Annotated in this window: 17 protein-coding genes; 9 read left to right on the plus strand and 8 right to left on the minus strand. The window is 60.8% G+C overall.

Annotated features, from left to right (window positions below; genetic code table 11):
* Nucleotides 1-86: 86 nt before the first annotated feature.
* Both NL154_RS06065 and NL154_RS06070 read left to right on the plus strand, forming a co-directional pair.
* Nucleotides 87-407 (plus strand): YnfA family protein, encoded by a 321-nt coding sequence (locus NL154_RS06065; RefSeq protein WP_434733789.1) that lies wholly within the window; start codon nucleotides 87-89, stop codon nucleotides 405-407.
* A 65-nt stretch (nucleotides 408-472) separates the two neighbouring features.
* A complete protein-coding gene (locus tag NL154_RS06070) occupies nucleotides 473-1,237 on the plus strand; it encodes an SOS response-associated peptidase (RefSeq protein ID WP_221164569.1) in 765 nt (254 codons plus the stop codon).
* A 159-nt stretch (nucleotides 1,238-1,396) separates the two neighbouring features.
* On the opposite strand, the gene NL154_RS06075 is transcribed toward NL154_RS06070, so the two are convergent.
* The 3 genes from NL154_RS06075 to NL154_RS06085 form a co-directional block, all read right to left on the minus strand.
* Entirely contained in the window at nucleotides 1,397-1,543 is a 147-nt protein-coding gene (locus tag NL154_RS06075; protein ID WP_164517774.1) for a hypothetical protein, read from the minus strand.
* A 284-nt stretch (nucleotides 1,544-1,827) separates the two neighbouring features.
* The gene (gene pssA, locus NL154_RS06080) at nucleotides 1,828-2,673 is read right to left on the minus strand and encodes a CDP-diacylglycerol--serine O-phosphatidyltransferase (protein ID WP_064801555.1); all 846 of its coding nucleotides are present in this window, start codon (nucleotides 2,671-2,673) and stop codon (nucleotides 1,828-1,830) included.
* Between the two features lie 56 nt (nucleotides 2,674-2,729).
* A complete protein-coding gene (locus NL154_RS06085; protein ID WP_210628468.1) occupies nucleotides 2,730-3,428 on the minus strand; it encodes a phosphatidylserine decarboxylase in 699 nt (232 codons plus the stop codon).
* Between the two features lie 287 nt (nucleotides 3,429-3,715).
* Here NL154_RS06085 and NL154_RS06090 point away from each other — a divergent pair, with 287 nt between their 5' ends.
* Genes NL154_RS06090 through NL154_RS06100 form a run of 3 tightly spaced genes read left to right on the plus strand, consistent with a single transcriptional unit; the run spans nucleotide 3,716 to nucleotide 5,043 of the window.
* Nucleotides 3,716-4,030 carry an ArsR/SmtB family transcription factor gene (locus tag NL154_RS06090; protein WP_184453300.1) on the plus strand — a complete coding sequence of 105 codons (315 nt, stop codon included), beginning with the start codon at nucleotides 3,716-3,718 and terminating at the stop codon, nucleotides 4,028-4,030.
* Nucleotides 4,027-4,386: an SRPBCC family protein gene (locus NL154_RS06095; protein WP_210628466.1), complete on the plus strand. Its 360-nt coding sequence runs from the start codon at nucleotides 4,027-4,029 to the stop codon at nucleotides 4,384-4,386. Before NL154_RS06090 ends, NL154_RS06095 begins: the two co-directional genes overlap by 4 nt.
* A gap of 45 nt (nucleotides 4,387-4,431) precedes the next feature.
* Nucleotides 4,432-5,043, plus strand: coding sequence for an ATP-dependent Clp protease proteolytic subunit (locus NL154_RS06100; RefSeq protein ID WP_210628465.1), 612 nt, complete (start codon nucleotides 4,432-4,434; stop codon nucleotides 5,041-5,043).
* Between the two features lie 88 nt (nucleotides 5,044-5,131).
* Here the strand turns inward: NL154_RS06100 and NL154_RS06105 are convergent, their stop codons facing one another.
* Nucleotides 5,132-7,012 carry an ABCB family ABC transporter ATP-binding protein/permease gene (locus tag NL154_RS06105; protein WP_434733790.1) on the minus strand — a complete coding sequence of 627 codons (1,881 nt, stop codon included), beginning with the start codon at nucleotides 7,010-7,012 and terminating at the stop codon, nucleotides 5,132-5,134.
* Nucleotides 7,013-7,222: 210 nt separating this feature from the next.
* Nucleotides 7,223-9,289, minus strand: a complete 2,067-nt coding sequence (locus NL154_RS06110; protein ID WP_221123422.1) for a LysM peptidoglycan-binding domain-containing protein — start codon at nucleotides 9,287-9,289, stop codon at nucleotides 7,223-7,225.
* 154 nt (nucleotides 9,290-9,443) lie between these two features.
* Between NL154_RS06110 and NL154_RS06115 the strand changes: the two genes are divergently transcribed.
* On the plus strand, nucleotides 9,444-10,067 hold the full coding sequence (locus tag NL154_RS06115) for a TIGR00730 family Rossman fold protein (RefSeq protein ID WP_221123421.1): 624 nt from the start codon (nucleotides 9,444-9,446) through the stop codon (nucleotides 10,065-10,067).
* Between the two features lie 40 nt (nucleotides 10,068-10,107).
* Here the strand turns inward: NL154_RS06115 and NL154_RS06120 are convergent, their stop codons facing one another.
* Nucleotides 10,108-11,043, minus strand: a complete 936-nt coding sequence (locus tag NL154_RS06120; protein WP_210628461.1) for a LysR family transcriptional regulator — start codon at nucleotides 11,041-11,043, stop codon at nucleotides 10,108-10,110.
* An 89-nt stretch (nucleotides 11,044-11,132) separates the two neighbouring features.
* On the opposite strand from NL154_RS06120, the gene NL154_RS06125 reads away from it, so the two are divergent.
* The 3 genes from NL154_RS06125 to NL154_RS06135 all read left to right on the plus strand — a co-directional run bounded on the left by NL154_RS06125 (nucleotide 11,133) and on the right by NL154_RS06135 (nucleotide 13,902).
* Nucleotides 11,133-12,026: an MBL fold metallo-hydrolase gene (locus NL154_RS06125; RefSeq protein WP_210628460.1), complete on the plus strand. Its 894-nt coding sequence runs from the start codon at nucleotides 11,133-11,135 to the stop codon at nucleotides 12,024-12,026.
* Entirely contained in the window at nucleotides 12,019-13,026 is a 1,008-nt protein-coding gene (locus NL154_RS06130) for an alpha/beta hydrolase (RefSeq protein WP_434733791.1), read from the plus strand. The genes NL154_RS06125 and NL154_RS06130 overlap by 8 nt, the downstream gene beginning before the upstream one ends.
* Before the next feature lie 90 nt (nucleotides 13,027-13,116).
* Entirely contained in the window at nucleotides 13,117-13,902 is a 786-nt protein-coding gene (locus NL154_RS06135) for a hypothetical protein (protein WP_434733792.1), read from the plus strand.
* 164 nt (nucleotides 13,903-14,066) lie between these two features.
* On the opposite strand, the gene rarD is transcribed toward NL154_RS06135, so the two are convergent.
* A complete protein-coding gene (rarD, locus tag NL154_RS06140) occupies nucleotides 14,067-14,984 on the minus strand; it encodes an EamA family transporter RarD (protein WP_210628457.1) in 918 nt (305 codons plus the stop codon).
* A gap of 149 nt (nucleotides 14,985-15,133) precedes the next feature.
* Nucleotides 15,134-16,747: a citramalate synthase gene (gene cimA / locus NL154_RS06145; protein ID WP_210628456.1), complete on the minus strand. Its 1,614-nt coding sequence runs from the start codon at nucleotides 16,745-16,747 to the stop codon at nucleotides 15,134-15,136.
* Between the last annotated feature and the right edge of the window lie 88 nt (nucleotides 16,748-16,835).

The following is a 16,835-nucleotide window of genomic DNA, read 5'->3' on the forward strand; positions in this document are numbered from 1 at the left end:
GAGACAACCCCCAAAAATCTCCGCAGCGGTTCCTGAGATAACGATATCTGTGCAACAAGAAGTCAAAATATTCGAAAGGGCTTTGCGTGACCTATCTCATTTACGCCTTTGCCGCCGTTTTCGAGATCGCCGGCTGTTTCGCCTTCTGGGCGTGGCTGAAGCTTGAAAAGCCCATCTGGTGGCTGGCGCCGGGCATGATCTCGCTCGCGTTTTTCGCCTGGCTTCTGACGTTGGTGCCGAGCGATGCCGCCGGTCGAACCTTCGCAGCCTATGGCGGCATCTATGTTCTCGCCTCGCTCTTCTGGCTGTGGCTGATCGAAGGCCGCGTGCCCGATCGTTATGATATCGGCGGCGGACTGATCTGCCTCGCCGGAGCGAGCGTCATCATCTTTGCGCCGCGAGCCTGAAACACGTCACGCAAAAGCATGCAGTACGCCTTGACCGGACTCGGGCCGGATGCAAAGACGGGCCGATGTGTGGACGTTTCGCCCTGACAAGTTCCAGCGCCGACCTGCGCAACTTCTTCTCCGGTCTCGATCTCGACGATTTTCCGGCGCGCTACAACATCGCCCCGACGCAGCCGATCCTCGTCGTCATCGCAGGCGAGGGCAGGGAGCGGGCCAGCAACCTGCCCGACCGGCGCGCCGTACTCGTGCGCTGGGGCTTCACGCCGGGTTGGGTCAAGGATCCGAAGGATTTCCCGCTGCTGATCAACGCGCGCGCCGAGACCGCGATCGGCAAGGCCTCCTTTCGGGCGGCGATGCGTCATCGACGCGTGCTTATTCCGGCCTCAGGTTTTTACGAATGGCAGCGCCCGTCAAAGGAGAGCGGCCGCAAGCCGCAGGCCTATTGGATCAGGCCGCGCCGGGGCGGGGTCATCGCCTTCGCGGGACTGATGGAGACATGGTCTTCGGCCGACGGTTCGGAGGTCGATACTGGTGCGATCCTCACGACGTCAGCCAATGCGGGCATCTCCGCGATCCACGATCGCATGCCTGTCGTCATAAAACCGGAGGACTTCTCGCGCTGGCTCGATTGCAAGACGCAGGAACCGCGCGAGGTGGTCGACCTGATGCAGCCTGCTCAGGCCGATTTTTTCGAGGCCATCCCGGTTTCCGACAAGGTCGACAAGGTTGCCAATATGGGGCCGGACCTGCAGGAGTTGATCGTCGTCGAAACACCGCTCGAGGCGCCTGCGAAACAAGGGCCGGATCACGGCCAGCTCAGCTTTTTCTAAAAGCGGGACCGGCCGCTTCCGGCACGGCCGCTGTTCGGCTCACCCGCGATGCTTAAGGCAGGTCACGAGAGCCATGCCGCAGTCTTGGGATGACGCCATGCCGGATGGGCCAGAAACCGAACGTGAAGCGCGGATGACTGCTGTTCGAAGCTCGGCGCTTCAAGCGGATTTCTTGACGCTGTCCGGCTTGTTCTTTGCCATCAGCGATGCGGCGGCAACGGCCTTCAAGCCGACCGGGCGATAGTTGGCGGCGAGGTCTGGCTTGGCCGCCTGTTGTTCGCCGGTACTGCTCTTCTTCGAAGTCACGATACTCTCCTTGCGTGTTGCTTCCCTGGGTATTTTGTAATTTTGCTTTTCGTCGGAAATAGCGACAAAACGGCGGCGTCGCTTATCAGGATTTGTGAACGCCCACCATAATTCGCGAGGCTTAACTGAAGCCTACGTTGGTTAATACTTACTGAAGGTTGCGGTTCCAAAAAAACCGCAGAGCGGTTTTCCCCGGGAAGACGCGTGGGCGTATGTCCGGGAACAGGCGACAACAGGGAGAGAAGCAATTCCGTGGCCCGGGAGAATCCGGAAGCGCGCGCAGGTCAGATGTGCCGGCCGATATCGTCGTCGCCGACGCCGGGTTCTTCGATCGTCAGGGTTCCATATTTCCGCCGCCATCTGCGAGCGCCGAAGGGAAGGGAGACGAGGTAGGCGGCAACGGTGAAGACCATTACCTCCCAGGTGTAGCTCATCAGCAGGGCCACATAGAGCACAACACCGAGCATCATCGGCAGCACCAGATCGCGCCGCAAGCGGTTGCCTTCAGATTTGCCCGACCAGACCGGCAGCCGGCTGATGAGCAGGAAGGCGATGGCAACGGTATAGACCGAAGAGAGATAGGCGAAGGTGCGGTCCGTCGCCAGGCCGAGGAAGCCGAGATAGACCGGCAGCAGCACCAGCATGGCGCCGGCCGGCGCGGGAACTCCGACGAAATATTCCGATTGCCAGCTCGCCTTGTTTTCGCGCTCAGCCATGACATTGAAGCGAGCAAGGCGAAGGCCGGCGGCGATCGCATAAATCAGCGCGGCGATCCAGCCGAGCGAGCGGGCCTGGTCGAGCGCGAAGACATAGACGACGAGAGCAGGCGCAACGCCGAAATTGACGATATCGGCAAGCGAATCCATCTGCGCGCCGAACTTCGAAGTCGCCTTCATCAGCCGCGCCACGCGCCCGTCGATGCCGTCGAGGAAGGCGGCGAGCAGCACCATTGCGACGGCGAGTTCGTAACGGTTCTCGAAAGCGAGCCGGATGCCGGTCAAGCCTGCGCAGATCGCCAGAATGGTGATGAGGTTCGGAAAGACGAGGCGGAACGGAATCTCGCGCAGGCGTGGGCCGCGGGCGGAATCATCCGGGCCGTTTGGCTCGAAAGGCGGAAAGGGTGTTTCCATGTCGCGTTCCAATCGTTCCTTGAGCAATTCCGGCAAAGGCGCGGAGGTTCCGCGCTTTAGCTGCGGCGGCTGATGACCGGACCCTTGGCGGAGGCGAATTCGGCGATGACGGTTTCCCCGGCAATCGCCGTCTGACCGAGCGAGACGCGTGGCGCCGCACTGGCGGGCAGGAACACGTCGAGCCGCGAGCCGAAACGGATCAGTCCGAAACGTTCGCCGGCGTCCAGCGGCTCGTTGGTGTTTGCCCAGCAAAGAATACGCCGCGCCACGAGGCCGGCAATCTGCACGACGCCGATCTGGCCGTGCCGCGTTTCGATCACCAGCCCGTTGCGCTCGTTGTCCTCGCTCGCCTTGTCGAGTTCGGCGTTGACGAAGCTGCCGGAGCGGTAGTTGATGCTGACGATGCGCCCGCGCATCGGCGCCCGGTTCACATGGCAGTTGAAGACGTTCATGAAGACGGAAATGCGCAGCATCGGCTCGGAGCCGAGGTCGAGCTCTGCCGGCGGGGTCACCATCTGGATCGCCGAGACCTTGCCGTCGGCGGGAGAGATCACGAGATCGTCGTCCTGCGGGGTCACCCGATCGGGATCACGGAAGAAATAGGCGCACCAAAGCGTGAAGATCATGCCGATCCAGAAGAGCGGCTTGAAGATCCAGCCCAGCACCAGCGATGCGACGAAGAAGGCGGCGACGAACGGGTAACCCTCCTTGTGCACGGGCACGATCGTGTTGCGAACCGTGTTGAACAGGCTCATGGCTGCCGGTCTCCTTGCTTTTCGGTTTTTGCTGGTTAGCGAAAAACCAGCTCCTGAGCAATGCTGCGACCCTGGCCCTGGTTCCGCCGTCGTGGTTCTGAACAACAAAAGCCGGTAACGCTACCCATCCACTAACGTAAATGTGGAATCGCTAAGGTTTTATGATCCCACTATGTAGCTTTTGACCGGCTTCGGCCCGATGCGGACATCGGCTAGGATTTCCGCAGCAACAGAAAGCTGCCTTGAAATTGCTTGCGAATCGCATAAGTACGTGCTTATGTGTTTTCATGATCGAGAATGACTTTTTCCGAGCTTTGGCAGACCCGACCCGCCGTGCGATCTTTGAGAAGCTGGCGGCAGGTAGCATGAACGCGAGTGCCTTGCGCGAGGGCATGGAGATTAGCCAGCCGGCGATGTCGCAACACCTCGCGGTTCTGCGCAGTGCAAAGCTCGTGAGGGAAGAACGACAGGGGCGTTTCGTGAATTACGAAGTCAACCCCGATGGGTTGGCTCTCATCGCCCAGTGGCTCGCAAAATACCGCGCCTATTGGCCGGAGCGTATCGCAGCACTCAAAGTCTTGCTGAAGGACATGGATCAATGAACAAAGGGAAGACCAAGGAGCAGGATAGCGGCGTCGAGTTGGAGTTTGACTTGGGCGATCCGCCGCAAAAGGTCTGGCGTGCCGTCACCGTTCCTGAACTTCGGGAAAGATGGTTGCCGAAGGAAGCATTGGCTGATCCCGATGCGATCACCGTCACCCCGGGCCAGGAAGTTCGCTACAAGCTGCGTGACGATACCCCGCCTTTCCTTGAAAGTATTGTGACATTCACGATCACCCCGAATGCCATTGGCGGCACCTGCCTTCGGATCGTCCACCAACTGACGGACGCAAGATTCGATGGAAGGACAAGAGCGCCGGCGAACGGCAACAGCCCGCCTCTCATGCTCGCCGCCTGACCCGGCGAGCCTTCCCCTTAGCTTCTGAAAGTCTGGAGGTCGCCGATGCGCGAAGCGATGCAACTCGTCCCTATGGTCATAGAACAGTCCAGCCGGGGGGAGCGATCCTTTGATATCTATTCCCGGCTTCTGCGCGAGCGGATTATCTTCCTCAATGGCGAGGTGAACGATACCGTTTCGGCGCTCGTCTGCGCGCAACTGCTGTTTCTGGAAGCGGAAAACCCGAAAAAGCCCATCAACCTCTATATCAATTCGCCGGGCGGCGGCGTGACCAGCGGCCTGGCCATGTACGACACCATGCGCTTCATCCGTGCGCCGGTACATACACTTTGCATGGGGACGGCCCGTTCAATGGGATCGTTCCTGCTGATGGCAGGCGAACCCGGCGGAAGAGCCGCATTGCCCAATGCCAGTATCCTCATTCATCAGCCCTCCGGCGGCTTTCAAGGACAGGCTTCCGACATGTTGATTCATGCCGAGGAAATTTTAAAGACCAAGCAACGCATGACGCGGCTCTACGCGGAGCATTGCGGACGTTCCTACGACGACTTTGAGCGCGGGATGGATCGCGACCGCTTCATGACGGCGGAGGAAGCGCTTGAATGGGGTCTTATAGACCGTATTCTGAAGGTTCGGGAAGACACCAGCAGCCTATAAGCCGTGCCGCAAAAAAAACGATTGCTGAAGATCGTTCCAGCGATTCCAAATTTACGTTAGTGGCTGGGTAACGCTACCGCCTCCCGCTTCAGCCTGCCGGGGCAAGCCGCGTGATCACGCCCATCTCGTCGCTGTCGCGCACCTGCTTCAGATGCTCCTCCGCCTGCGTCGCCTCACGCTGGCGGTTCCACATCGAGGCATAGAGGCCGTTCCTTTCGAGAAGGGCGGCATGCGTGCCACGTTCGGCGATCTCGCCGCTTTTGAGCACGATGATCTCGTCCGCGCCGATGACGGTCGAAAGCCGGTGGGCGATGACCAAGGTCGTCCGGTTCTTCGAAACCACGTCGAGGGCCGTCTGGATTTCCCGTTCCGTCGTCGTATCGAGGGCCGATGTCGCTTCGTCGAGGATCAGGATCGGCGGCGCCTTGAGGATGGTGCGGGCGATCGCCACACGCTGTTTCTCGCCGCCGGAAAGCTTGAGCCCGCGCTCGCCAACCTTGGTATCGAAGCCTTCGGGCAGCGTCTCGATGAAATGGGCGATCTGCGCCACCTCGGCCGCCGCAAACACCTCGCCATCGCTCGCCGACGTGCGGCCGTAGCGGATATTGTAGGCGACCGTGTCATTGAACAGCACGGTATCCTGCGGCACCATGCCGATATGAGAGCGCAGGCTCTTCTGCGTCACGGTGCGGATATCCTGGCCGTCGACGGTGATGGTGCCGCTCTGGATATCGTAGAAACGGTAGAGCAGGCGCGACAGCGTCGATTTTCCGGCGCCCGACGGCCCCACCACCGCGACCGTCTTGCCGGCCGGCACCTCGAAGGAAATGCCTTTCAGGATCGGACGCGCCGAATCGTAAGCGAAGTGTACATCCTTGAAGGAGATCGCGCCCTTGTGGATCCGAAGCTCGGCCGCGCCGGGGGCATCCTTGACCTCCGCCTTCACCTCGAGCAAATCGAACATCTGCTCGATGTCGGTCAGACCCTGGCGGATTTCGCGGTAGACGAAACCGATGAAATTGAGCGGCGCGGAAAGCTGCAGCAGCATCGAATTGACGAAGACGAAATCGCCAACCGTCTGCTCGCCGCGCTGCACCGCCAGCGCCGACAGCACCAGCATGATGGTGGTGCCGATACCGAAAATGACACCCTGGCCGAAGTTCAGCCAGCCGAGCGACGTCCAGACGTCGGTCGCCGCTTTCTCGTAGCGTTCCATCGACTTGTCGAAGCGTTTGGCCTCCATCTCCTCGTTGCCGAAATATTTGACGGTTTCGAAATTGAGCAGAGAGTCGATCGCCTTGGTGTTGGCGTCAGTGTCGCTGTCGTTCATCGAGCGGCGGATGGCGATGCGCCAGTCGGATGCGCGGATCGTAAACCAGATATAGGCCCAGACGGTAAAGGCGGTGACGGCAAGATAGGAGAAGCCGTAGCCCCACCAGAAGATCACCGCCGTCAACAAAAATTCGATGACGGTCGGAACGGAATTGAGGATCGTGAAGCGCACGATCGTCTCGATGCCCTTGGTGCCGCGCTCGATGATGCGCGACAGCCCGCCGGTCTTTCGCTCCAGATGGAAACGCAGCGACAGCTCGTGCATGTGCACGAAGGTCTTGTAGGCGAGCTGGCGCACCGCATGTTGCCCGACGCTGGCAAAGAGCGCGTCGCGCAGCTGGTTGAGGCCGAGCTGGATCAGCCTGGTGACGTTATAGGCGATGACGAGGGCGATGGCGCCGGCAAGGAGCGGCGGTACCGCGCCGCCTGCGAGGTCCATCCTGCCGTTCAGTGCATCGGTGGACCACTTGAAGAAATAAGGGACGAGCAGCAGGACGAACTTGGAGATCAGCAGACAGACCGACGCCCAGACGACCCGCATCTTGAGGTCGGTTCGCCCGGCCGGCCACATATAGGGCCAGAGGTTGAATAGCGTCCGCAGCAGGTGTGATTCCGAAACTGTCTTGCCGTTTGCCATGCCGTGTCTCCAGTCCGGATGATTTGCTTCGATGTCCGGCAAGGCGTAGGGCAGGGGCGCGCCTGGCGCGCTTACCTGAATCCCGAACCGCCACCGGCAGATAGGGCGTCGGATCGAGGAATGCAACACGTACAGGGGCCGGGAAAAGTGAGACCGGGCGTTTCTCCCGCCCGGTCTCATCATGTCGCGTTGCGCTTAAGGCGCTACCTTTTAGAGGTGCTGCTTGGAGAGCCGTTTGCGGTGCAGTTCCTCGGCGTTCGGCAGCGCATCCTTCGGCAGGCCGAAAATCTGGCCGGGACGGATGCGATCAGGGTCGACGATCTTGTCCTCGTTGGCGATGTAGATCGTTGTATAACGCACGCCGAGGCCGTAGGTGCGGCGAGAAATCTGCCACAGCGTGTCGCCGCGGCGGATGATGACCGCCGCATTGTTTGCCGTCAGCGGCGCCTGTTCGATCGTCTTCGGCTGATTGCTCGCAGCATCGTTTGCGGTGGGCGCGGCCGGTGCGGGCGTGTCGGTCAGTTCACCGATGATCACACCCAACCCGTCGAGCCCGGCGCCGACCGATTTTGCATCCTTCGGCAGATCCTGCAGCATTTTCAGCGCCTTGGCGGCGGTTTGCGAGGAGGAGCCGGAGGCCTGCTTGAAGCTGTCGGACGCATCGGCTGCCGGGCGGAAGTCGGCGACAGACCGCAGCGCGAATTCCGTTGCCGAGCGCGCCGCCGCCAGCTGTTCGTCGCCGGGCAGCTTGCCATCGGCAAACAGCCCCTTCAAAAGCCCGAACGCCTTGCCGGCTTCGGCCTTGAGTTTGCCGAGTTCACCTTCGTCGAGCGGCACCATCGAGGAAGCACCATTTGCATCGGCGGGGCCGGCTTGAGCAGCAACCCGCACCTGATCGCCGGCCGGGCGATTGAAGTTCACCGCGGCCCGCACGATCACCTTGCCCGCGGGATCGACGACGTCGACGCGAATCTTATGATCGCCGACCGAAAGGGCCGCGACGCCGTCGATGACGAAATGGCCGTCGGGACCGGCCGTGTCCTGGCCGACAAGGCTGTCGTCGGCATAACCGAGGACCTTGGCGTGGGCCCGAGCCATGCCCGCAATGAAGATCTTGTTGCCCTCGATCTCCACGGCGTTGACCATCACATCGGGCGCAGTGGCCTTGTCGGTTTCGCCAGCACCGGGAACAGCCGGCGCCGCGTCTGTCCCACCGGCGGAGGCGCCGGGCAGACCGGGCGTCTGCAGCGCCAACTCACCGGTCGGTGCTGCTGTTGCGGAAGGCGCGTCGGCTGCAGCGGGAGCAGTCGCAGCCTCGCTGGTTGCCGGCTTGTCGGCAGCCGGCGCCAATGGATTGGCGGCGTCGGCGACCTCGGTGCCGCCCGTCGGCGCCGTGATGATGCGGCTCGCCGCGCCGGGCTTGGAGACCATGGCGAGCAGGTTGGCGGCATTGCCGTCCTTCGGCACGGAAACGGTGGCGACTTCTTCGGAGAGAGCGGTCTTGCCATCCTTGCCCGTCACCTTGAGCACGAGCTGGTGGTCCCCGGCCGGAAGCGGGTCGTCGAGGACGGCGGCGAAATCGCCGCTCGGGCCGACATCGGCCGTCGTCACCACCTTTTCGCCGTCGAGTACTTCGAGCTTACCGTTCGGCTCGGCGGAGCCGGCGATGACGGTCGATCCATCAGGCTCGACGCGCAGGACGTCGAAGGCGGGAACCTTCGAGCCGGAATTTGCGGCCGCCGCGGTCGCGGCAGAGGCTGGCTCCGGCGCGCCGATCAGCGCAGCTTCGGCCTTGGCAATCGCGGCAGGCGCATCGGCGATGTTTTCCGGCAGCGACTGCACGATGGCGAGCGCCTTGGCACCGCCTTCCTTGGCCTTGGCGGCAATGGCCTGTGTTGCGGGATCGATGCCCTCGGGAACGGTGAAGCCGACAAGTGCGGTGAGCGTATTCATGGCCTTGGTTTTGGCGGCTGTGAAGACATCGGTGGCTGGGCCTTTGCCGTCGGCGAACAGCGCCTTCAGCTCGCCGAGCGCCATGCCGGCATCGGCCGAAAGGCGTCTAACCTGATCGCCGACCGCAGCCGAGTCGGCCACGGCAGAGCGTGATGTCTTTGCCGCTTCGTTAACCGTGTTCTTGAGCTCCGTGCCCGCCTGGTTGATGGCGTCGCCGACTTTGGATGCATCGCCGCCGATGCGCGGCATGACGAAGAATACCATGAGTAGGATTGCGATTACGAGCACTGCAAGGGCCAGCAAGCCGGCACGGTTCTTCATCATTATGTCTCCCAAGGCGGCAATTTGCCGTAGTAACCGAAATTGCTAGCGATTTCCGATGCTTTTCACAAGCATTCAACGCAATTTGGCAAGCTCGGCATGCTTCTTTTCAGTCAATTTTCTTGACTGCATTGAAATGGAATAGTTGTTTTGCCCTATGACCGAACAATCTGTACCGATTCGATCCATCTGCGTTTACTGCGGCTCAAGGCCGGGACGCGATCCTTCCCACATGGCGGCCGGGCGTGCTCTCGGAAGAGAGATCGCCGAATACGGCCTGCGCCTCGTCTATGGCGGAGGTACCAAAGGCATCATGGGCGCGGTTGCGAGCGGGGTGCTTTCAGGCGGCGGTCAGGTGACGGGTATCATCCCGGAATTTCTGATCGATATGGAAGCGACTCGCCATTCGCTCGGTCAGCTCAACGAACTTATTGTAACCCCTGACATGCACGCGCGCAAACATACGATGTTCGAGCGTTCCGATGCCTTCGTCGCCTTGCCCGGCGGCATCGGCACGCTGGAGGAGATCGTCGAGATCATGACCTGGGCGCAGCTTGGCCGTCATGAAAAGCCGATGGTCTTTGCCAATATCAACGGTTTCTGGGATCCGATGATGGAACTGATGCGCCATATGACGGAAGAAGGCTTCCTGCACACCGCTCATCGGGTGCAGCCGCTCGTCGTCGACGACGTCGCCGGCATCATTCCGGCAATCATGGCCCAGGCCGCCCAGCTCGCCGCCGATCGCGAGGGCGAGGACGAGGTGATCTCCAAAATGTAGGCAGGGTAGGAACCCCTGGCACTGACCAGCCTATCTCTATTCAGCTATAGGCGGAAACAAGCTCCGTCACCTGAGATCGCATCCATCGGTTGGCGGGATCATTGTCGCTTGCCGCCGACCAGACCATCGATATCGGGCTTACCGCTAGATCGAGGGGAACTTCGGCTATCGCCAAGCCGAACAGGCCAGCATACCGCTTCACGATTCTGGTCGGCAGGGTCGCGATCAGGGGCGCTTCGAGGACAGCGGTAAGCACGGTCAGGAATTCCGGCGCAGCCACCGACACGTCGAGTCGCACGTTGATCCGCTTCAAGGCATCATCGATGCATCCTTCGATGGCGTCCTTCTGTGAAACCAGGGCATGCTTGAGCCCGACATAGCTGTCGCGATCCAAAATTTCGGGAAGATCGAGAAGCTTCGGATTGTAGCAACACATTAGCGATTGCTCGAACAGCAGGCTCCGCCGATGTCTGTTGTTGCCGTCATCATAGCAGCCGACGCCGAGGTCGATGATGTTGTCGTCCAGAAGCTTGTGGACAAGCTCGGGGTCGACCGCTCGCGCAAGCACTTTGATACCGGGGGCTATCTCGTTCAACACAGCGGCGAGACGCGGCACAAGCAGCACCTCAAGCTCACTGGAAAAGCCGATGCGGAATATCTGCTCGGCTTGTCCTGGCTCAAAGGTCGCAGGCGTTACGATCGCCTGCTGGGTGTGGCTGAGTATCTGCTCCACCGCTTCGGCGAAACGCAGCGCCCGATGGGTCGGCTGCATGACCTGGCCGACACGCACGAACAGCTCGTCCTGAAGCAATGTACGGAGCGTGCCGAGATTGTGGCTCATGGCAGGCTGCTGGATTTTCAGGCGAACAGCAGCTTTCGTAACGCTCCGCTCCTTCATGAGCGCGTCGAAAGCCACGAGCAGGTTGAGGTCGAAAGACCACAAATTGAAATGATCGATGGAGACAATTTCGTTCATCGATTTGATCGTTGCATGAATCTTCCCTATTGTCCATAGGCATCAGACAGCGCTGTCCCCGGTTCCAATTCAACTCGAAAGGAAGTTCCATGAGCGATCTTGGAAAGGAATATCGTATTGCCGGCGCGACAGTGAGAAAAGTGCAGGAGCAGTATCTGCACAACATCCCGCCCTCGTTTCTCTACCCGGCTGCCGGATCTGAAGAGATCAAGGCCCTCGAGCCGCGGCTTTCCGCCGTCGATATGGAAGAGGGCCGCGATGCCCTTGTGGTGAGCATTCACAGCTGGCTTGTCATTACGCCCGACCACGTCATCCTCATCGATACTGGTTCGGGTAACGACAAGGAAAGGCCGCGCAATCCCGGCTTTCACCATCAGACCATTCCGTTTCTCGACAGGCTGCGTCAGGCGGGTGTAGAGCCCGAAGACGTCGACTTCGTCATAAATACCCATCTTCACGTTGATCATTCCGGTTGGAATACCGTGCTCGAGGACGGAAGATGGATCCCCACTTTCAAAAATGCGCGTTACGTCTTCCCGCGCGCCGAGCAGGAATATTACGCGTCGACGGCGAGCCACAACGACGTCAACATTCCGAGTGCCGGCGTCTATGAAGACAGCGTGCGGCCGGTGATCGAGGCGGGGCTTGCCGATGTCATCGACGGCGCAGGCGGTCCTTTCCTGGATCGATTTTCCTTCTTGCCGACGCCTGGCCACAGCATCGGCCATATGTCCGTTCTGCTCGAGGCGGACAATGAAGCGGCAATCTTCGCGGGCGATGTCACACACCATCCGATCCAGGTGGAGCGGCCCGACCTCAACACGGTCTTCTGCGAATTCCTGGATCAGGCTGCCCAGTCGAGACGCCGCATCCTCGAACTCGCAGCCGATAATCGCGCCCTGTACTTCTCCACCCATTTCCCCGGTTCGTCTGCCGGATATGTCACCCACGACGGCGAAAAATTCAGGTGGTCCTATGTCTAAGAACAATCTTGCATCTTCAGCTTTTGACCGCGGCGAGATCGTATTTGAGGAGCATTACATCGATAGCGGAACCGAAGGCATCAAGCTCTATCTCCGCAACAAGCGAAGGAAAGACCACGAGGACTTTCTCGCGGAGAAAACAATCGTGATGGTGCATGGGGCGACCTTCTCGTCCGGAAGTCTCTACGACGTACCCTTCAACGGGATGTCCTTCATCGACTTCCTCGCTCTTCGCGGCTTCGATGTCTTTGCAGTTGATGTCCGGGGCTATGGAAAATCAACCCGCCCGCCGGAAATGCAGGCGAACCCCGACCTCAACCCGCCGCTTGTCGCCACCGACACCGGCGTCGCCGATTTCGCAACGGCTGTCGATTTCGTTCTCCGGCTTCGCGGCCTGAGGGCCGTCAGTGTCTTCGCAATGTCGTGGGGCGGTACCGTTGCCGGCGCATACGCTGCGCGCAACCCAGACAAGGTCGTCAAGCTGGCGCTGCTCGCGCCGCAATGGCTGAGTGACGTTCCCATCCCCATCGATCAGGGTGGCGCCCTCGGCTCCTACAGGCTTGTTCCGGTCCATGCGGTCCTGGCGCGCTGGCTGGGCACCGCACCCGAATACGCGCGTGAACGTCTTGTGCCCGAGGGCTGGTTCGACCTCTGGGCCGAATTGACCCTCTCGGAGGAGACGTCGCAGGCCGACAGGGAGCAAGGCAGACTGCGAGCCACCAATGGGCCGATCCAGGACATCCGAACCTATTGGAGAGCTGGAAGCCCCTACTATCGGCCGAGCGAGATTCGCGCGCCGGTGCTGCTGTTGCACGGCGAATGGGACATCGACGTTCCGCATGACCTGGCTCGGGCCTATTTCGAGCAACTGACCGGCGCCTTCTACAGGCGATGGGTAGAAATCGGGGAGGCAACGCATCTCGCTCTCATGGAGAGCCACCGCATGCAGGCCTATTCCGAGATCGCCTGCTTCTTCGATGAAGCATTCAAACCGGAATAGAGTCTGAACGACGGGGCTCCGGTAGCGAGTCCGGAGCCCTCGTCCTCCCTCAAGCCGGCAGCGTTCACGGCCATCAATCCAGTCGTTCCCATGACAATTCTGATCACCGCCATTTTGGATGCCGGACGAAGTGCCGTCGACATCGCGATATTCACCTTTCTGCCGCTCATGATCGTGACGTTTTCGCTGATGCGCTACCTCGAGGGCGTGAGTGCACTGCGATCGATCGCCGACAAGGCCAGCCCGCTCTTCCGACTTTTCGGTCTGGACGGTTTCGGGGCCTTGGCAATCATCCAGCTCAGCCTCGTCAGTTCGGCTGCCCCTGTCGCCGCCCTGTCGCTGATGGTGCACAAAGGAAGATCGGAGAAATTTATTGCCGCCGCCTTTGCCGCGGTGCTTGCGGCCGCACCGGCGAATGCCAGTTTTCCGCTCGCAAGCCTCGGGGTCGATCCGGGTTTGATCATCTTAAACGGCATTTGCGGAGCGCTCGTTGCGTCCACTCTCGCCTGTTGGATCGTTGGACGCCGTTCCTTGCCCGGAAAGATCTGTTCCTGCGACAGGGCGGATGACCGCGACGTCGCAAGGCATGATCTGCTGGCTGCGATCAATCGCGGCGGCGCGGATGCCATTGGCGTCATTTCTGCGATCCTGCCGATGCTCGTGATCTCACTTGCTCTGGTAAGGCTTACCCAGAGCACAGGCGCGCTTTCGGCCGTTACGTCTGCTGCGCAGCCATTGCTTCAGCTGCTCGGCGCCTCGCAGCAGGATGTCCTGTTCATCCTCACAAAGTGTCTGGCAGGATCGAGCGCAGCGGTCACGCTGTTAATCGACGCCCACAAGCAACTGAGCCTTCCGCCTGATCCGCATTTCTGTTAAACCCTCTCGACCTTCCCGGCCTCTCCATCCTTGTCGCTTCGGTGCCGGCGCTCCGCTCGGTCGCAGGCGTCGCCGTCTTCAGCGCATTGGCCGGAATCCTCGTCCGCACAGCGCTGCTATCCTGGCTTTGAGCCAGGCGGTCGGATTTGCGATAAGCGCGATGGCTACTCCCTTCCTCGGCTTCCCTTCAGCATCGACCAGCTATAGAGGAACAGTCCCGCCCAGATCAGCGGGAAAGCGATCATGCGCGCCATGCCGAGCGGCTCGTGAAAGGCGAAGACGGCGATCAGGAAGATCATCGTCGGCGCGATATACTGCATGATGCCGATCGTTGAGAGCTTCAGCAGTTTGGCGCCGTTGGCATAGATCATCAGCGGCACGGCGGTGACGACACCGCAGCCGAGCAGCAACGACGTGTCGGCAAGGCCGGTACGGTAAAAATGGCCGAGACCGCTGCCATATTCGAGATAGAGGATGTAGACGAGCGCCGGCCCGCCGAGAATCAGAACCTCGAGGAAGAAGCCCTGGTTGGGCCCTAGCGGCAGCGTCTTGCGGAGCAGGGCATAAAAACCCCAGCTGACCGCCAGCGTCACCGCTACCCATGGAATGCCGCCGCTGTCCAATGCGAGAATGGCGACGGCAAGCGCCGCCAGCGCGATCGCTGCGATCTGCAGCGGCTGCAGCTTCTCCTTGAGCAGCACCGCACCGAGGAAAATGCTGAACAGCGGATTGATGAAATAGCCAAGCGCTGCATCAAGCGAATGGCCGGCGCCGATCGCCCAGACATAGGTGCCCCAGTTGACGGTGATCAACGACGCGGTCAGCGCGCCCATCGCCAGCATGCGCGGCGAGCGCAGTGCCGCGCGGATATCGGCTGTTCGCCCGAGCAGAACCAACACGATCCCGGCCAGCGGCAGCGACCAGACGATGCGGTGGGCGATGACTTCGGCCGGCGGAATATGCGCCACCGCCTTCATGTAGAAGGGCAGGAAGCCCCAGAGCAGATAGGCTGTCAGCGCAAAGGCGAAACCGCGCGGACTGTCTTCGTTCTTGATTAACGGAACGGATGCATCGGTCGACATCGGGTGTTTCCATCTTTGTTCTTCTTCTGATCCGGCCTAGCTTAAGCGCCGTGAATAGGCCAATTCATTTCGTTGAACCGACCCTCGATGGATCTGGGGCGAGACACTGGCGGCGTTTGCCCGCGGTTAGCCGAACCGGCGGGATGGGATTATTCCGCCGCGATCCTGCCGGCCAACTGCCGGTTCTTCATCAGCTTGTAGATAACAGAGTCCATCAGCGCCTGGAACGACGCGTCGATGATGTTCTCCGAGACGCCGACCGTCCACCAGCGCACGCCGTCGCTGTCGGTGGATTCGATCAGCACGCGGGTGATCGCCTCCGTGCCGCCATTCAGGATGCGCACTTTGAAATCGGCGAGCACCAGATCGTCGATTTCGTGCTGATACTTGCCGAAATCCTTGCGCAGTGCGAGGTCAAGCGCATTGACCGGGCCTTCTGCATCGGCAACCGACATCAGCGTCTGGCCGTCGATGGTGATCTTGACCACCGCCTCCGAAACGATCTTCACGCGGCCAAGACTGTCGAAGCGGCGCTCGATCATCACCCGGAAGCCTTCGATGGTGAAGAATTCCGGGATCGTACCGAGCGTGCGGCGCGCCAGCAGCTCGAAGCTCGCATCCGCTCCCTCATAGGCATAGCCGATGGATTCACGTTCCTTGACGATCGAGATCAGGAGATCGAGCTTCGGATCGTCCTTGGCGACGATAATGCCGCGCCGCTTGAGGGCATTGATGAAGTTCGCCTTGCCGCCCTGGTCCGACACCATGACCTTGCGGAAATTGCCGACGCTTTCCGGCGGCACGTGTTCGTAAGTGCGCGGATCTTTCAGCAGAGCGGAAGCATGGATGCCGGCCTTGGTGGCGAAGGCGGAGGCGCCGACATAAGGCATCTGGTGATCCGGCGAGCGGTTGAGCAACTCATCGAAGGCGTGCGAGAGCCGGGTGAGGTTGAGCAGCCGTTCCTCGTCGATCGCCGTTTCGAAACGGCTGTTGTAGGCACTCTTCAGCGCCAGGGTCGGGATCAGCGTCACCAGATTGGCGTTGCCGCAGCGCTCGCCGATACCGTTCAAGGTGCCCTGGATCTGCCGGACGCCGGCTTCCACGGCAGCAAGCGAATTGGCGACCGCCTGGCCGGTGTCATTGTGAGCGTGAATGCCGAGACAGCGGCCGGGAACACCTGACGCGATCACCGCTTCGACGATGGCGCGGACCTCCGGCGGCTGCGCTCCGCCATTGGTGTCGCAGAGCACGATCCAGCGCGCACCGTTTTCATAGGCCGTCTTCGCGCAAGCGATCGCATAGGCCGGATTGGCCTTGAAGCCATCGAAGAAATGTTCGCAGTCGACGATCGCCTCCTTGCCGGCGCCGACCGCCGCCTTGACGCTTTCGGCGATGCATTCGAGGTTTTCCTCGTTGGTGCAGCCGAGCGCCACCGCGACATGATAGTCCCAGCTCTTGGCGACGAAACAGACAGCGTCGCTTTTGGCCTGCAGCAGCCCGGCGATGCCTGGATCGTTGGAGACCGAAACGCCTGCCCGCTTCGTCATGCCGAAGGCGACGAAGGTGGCCTGGCTCGTGCGCTTCTCGCTGAAGAAGGCGGTGTCCGTCGGATTGGCGCCGGGATATCCACCTTCGACGTAATCGAGGCCGAACTCATCCAGCATGTCGGCGATCGCAATCTTGTCCTCGACGGAAAAGTCGATGCCGGGCGTCTGCTGCCCGTCCCGAAGCGTCGTGTCGAACAGGTAGATGCGTTCTTTCATGTCGTTTCCTCCCGGCGAGCGGGTGTTGTTGTACTGCGGATGCTGCCCCTCATCCGGCTGCCGCCCCCTTCTCCCCGTTCTGACGGGG

The sequence above is a fragment of the Rhizobium sp. YTUHZ044 genome, from assembly GCF_051123975.1.
GTDB lineage: Bacteria > Pseudomonadota > Alphaproteobacteria > Rhizobiales > Rhizobiaceae > Rhizobium.

What these genes read in the sequence shown, in the direction of transcription:
- NL154_RS06105 (WP_434733790.1), bottom strand. Translation starts at nt 7,012, where the DNA reads ATGGCAAACGGCAAGACAGTTTCGGAATCACACCTGCTGCGGACGCTA.
- rarD (WP_210628457.1), bottom strand. Translation starts at nt 14,984, where the DNA reads ATGTCGACCGATGCATCCGTTCCGTTAATCAAGAACGAAGACAGTCCG.
- NL154_RS06120 (WP_210628461.1), bottom strand. Translation starts at nt 11,043, where the DNA reads ATGAACGAAATTGTCTCCATCGATCATTTCAATTTGTGGTCTTTCGAC.
- NL154_RS06125 (WP_210628460.1), top strand. Translation starts at nt 11,133, where the DNA reads ATGAGCGATCTTGGAAAGGAATATCGTATTGCCGGCGCGACAGTGAGA.
- NL154_RS06130 (WP_434733791.1), top strand. Translation starts at nt 12,019, where the DNA reads ATGTCTAAGAACAATCTTGCATCTTCAGCTTTTGACCGCGGCGAGATC.
- pssA (WP_064801555.1), bottom strand. Translation starts at nt 2,673, where the DNA reads ATGGAAACACCCTTTCCGCCTTTCGAGCCAAACGGCCCGGATGATTCC.
- NL154_RS06135 (WP_434733792.1), top strand. Translation starts at nt 13,117, where the DNA reads ATGACAATTCTGATCACCGCCATTTTGGATGCCGGACGAAGTGCCGTC.
- NL154_RS06110 (WP_221123422.1), bottom strand. Translation starts at nt 9,289, where the DNA reads ATGATGAAGAACCGTGCCGGCTTGCTGGCCCTTGCAGTGCTCGTAATC.
- NL154_RS06085 (WP_210628468.1), bottom strand. Translation starts at nt 3,428, where the DNA reads ATGAGCCTGTTCAACACGGTTCGCAACACGATCGTGCCCGTGCACAAG.
- NL154_RS06095 (WP_210628466.1), top strand. Translation starts at nt 4,027, where the DNA reads ATGAACAAAGGGAAGACCAAGGAGCAGGATAGCGGCGTCGAGTTGGAG.
- NL154_RS06115 (WP_221123421.1), top strand. Translation starts at nt 9,444, where the DNA reads ATGACCGAACAATCTGTACCGATTCGATCCATCTGCGTTTACTGCGGC.
- NL154_RS06090 (WP_184453300.1), top strand. Translation starts at nt 3,716, where the DNA reads ATGATCGAGAATGACTTTTTCCGAGCTTTGGCAGACCCGACCCGCCGT.
- cimA (WP_210628456.1), bottom strand. Translation starts at nt 16,747, where the DNA reads ATGAAAGAACGCATCTACCTGTTCGACACGACGCTTCGGGACGGGCAG.
- NL154_RS06070 (WP_221164569.1), top strand. Translation starts at nt 473, where the DNA reads ATGTGTGGACGTTTCGCCCTGACAAGTTCCAGCGCCGACCTGCGCAAC.
- NL154_RS06100 (WP_210628465.1), top strand. Translation starts at nt 4,432, where the DNA reads ATGCGCGAAGCGATGCAACTCGTCCCTATGGTCATAGAACAGTCCAGC.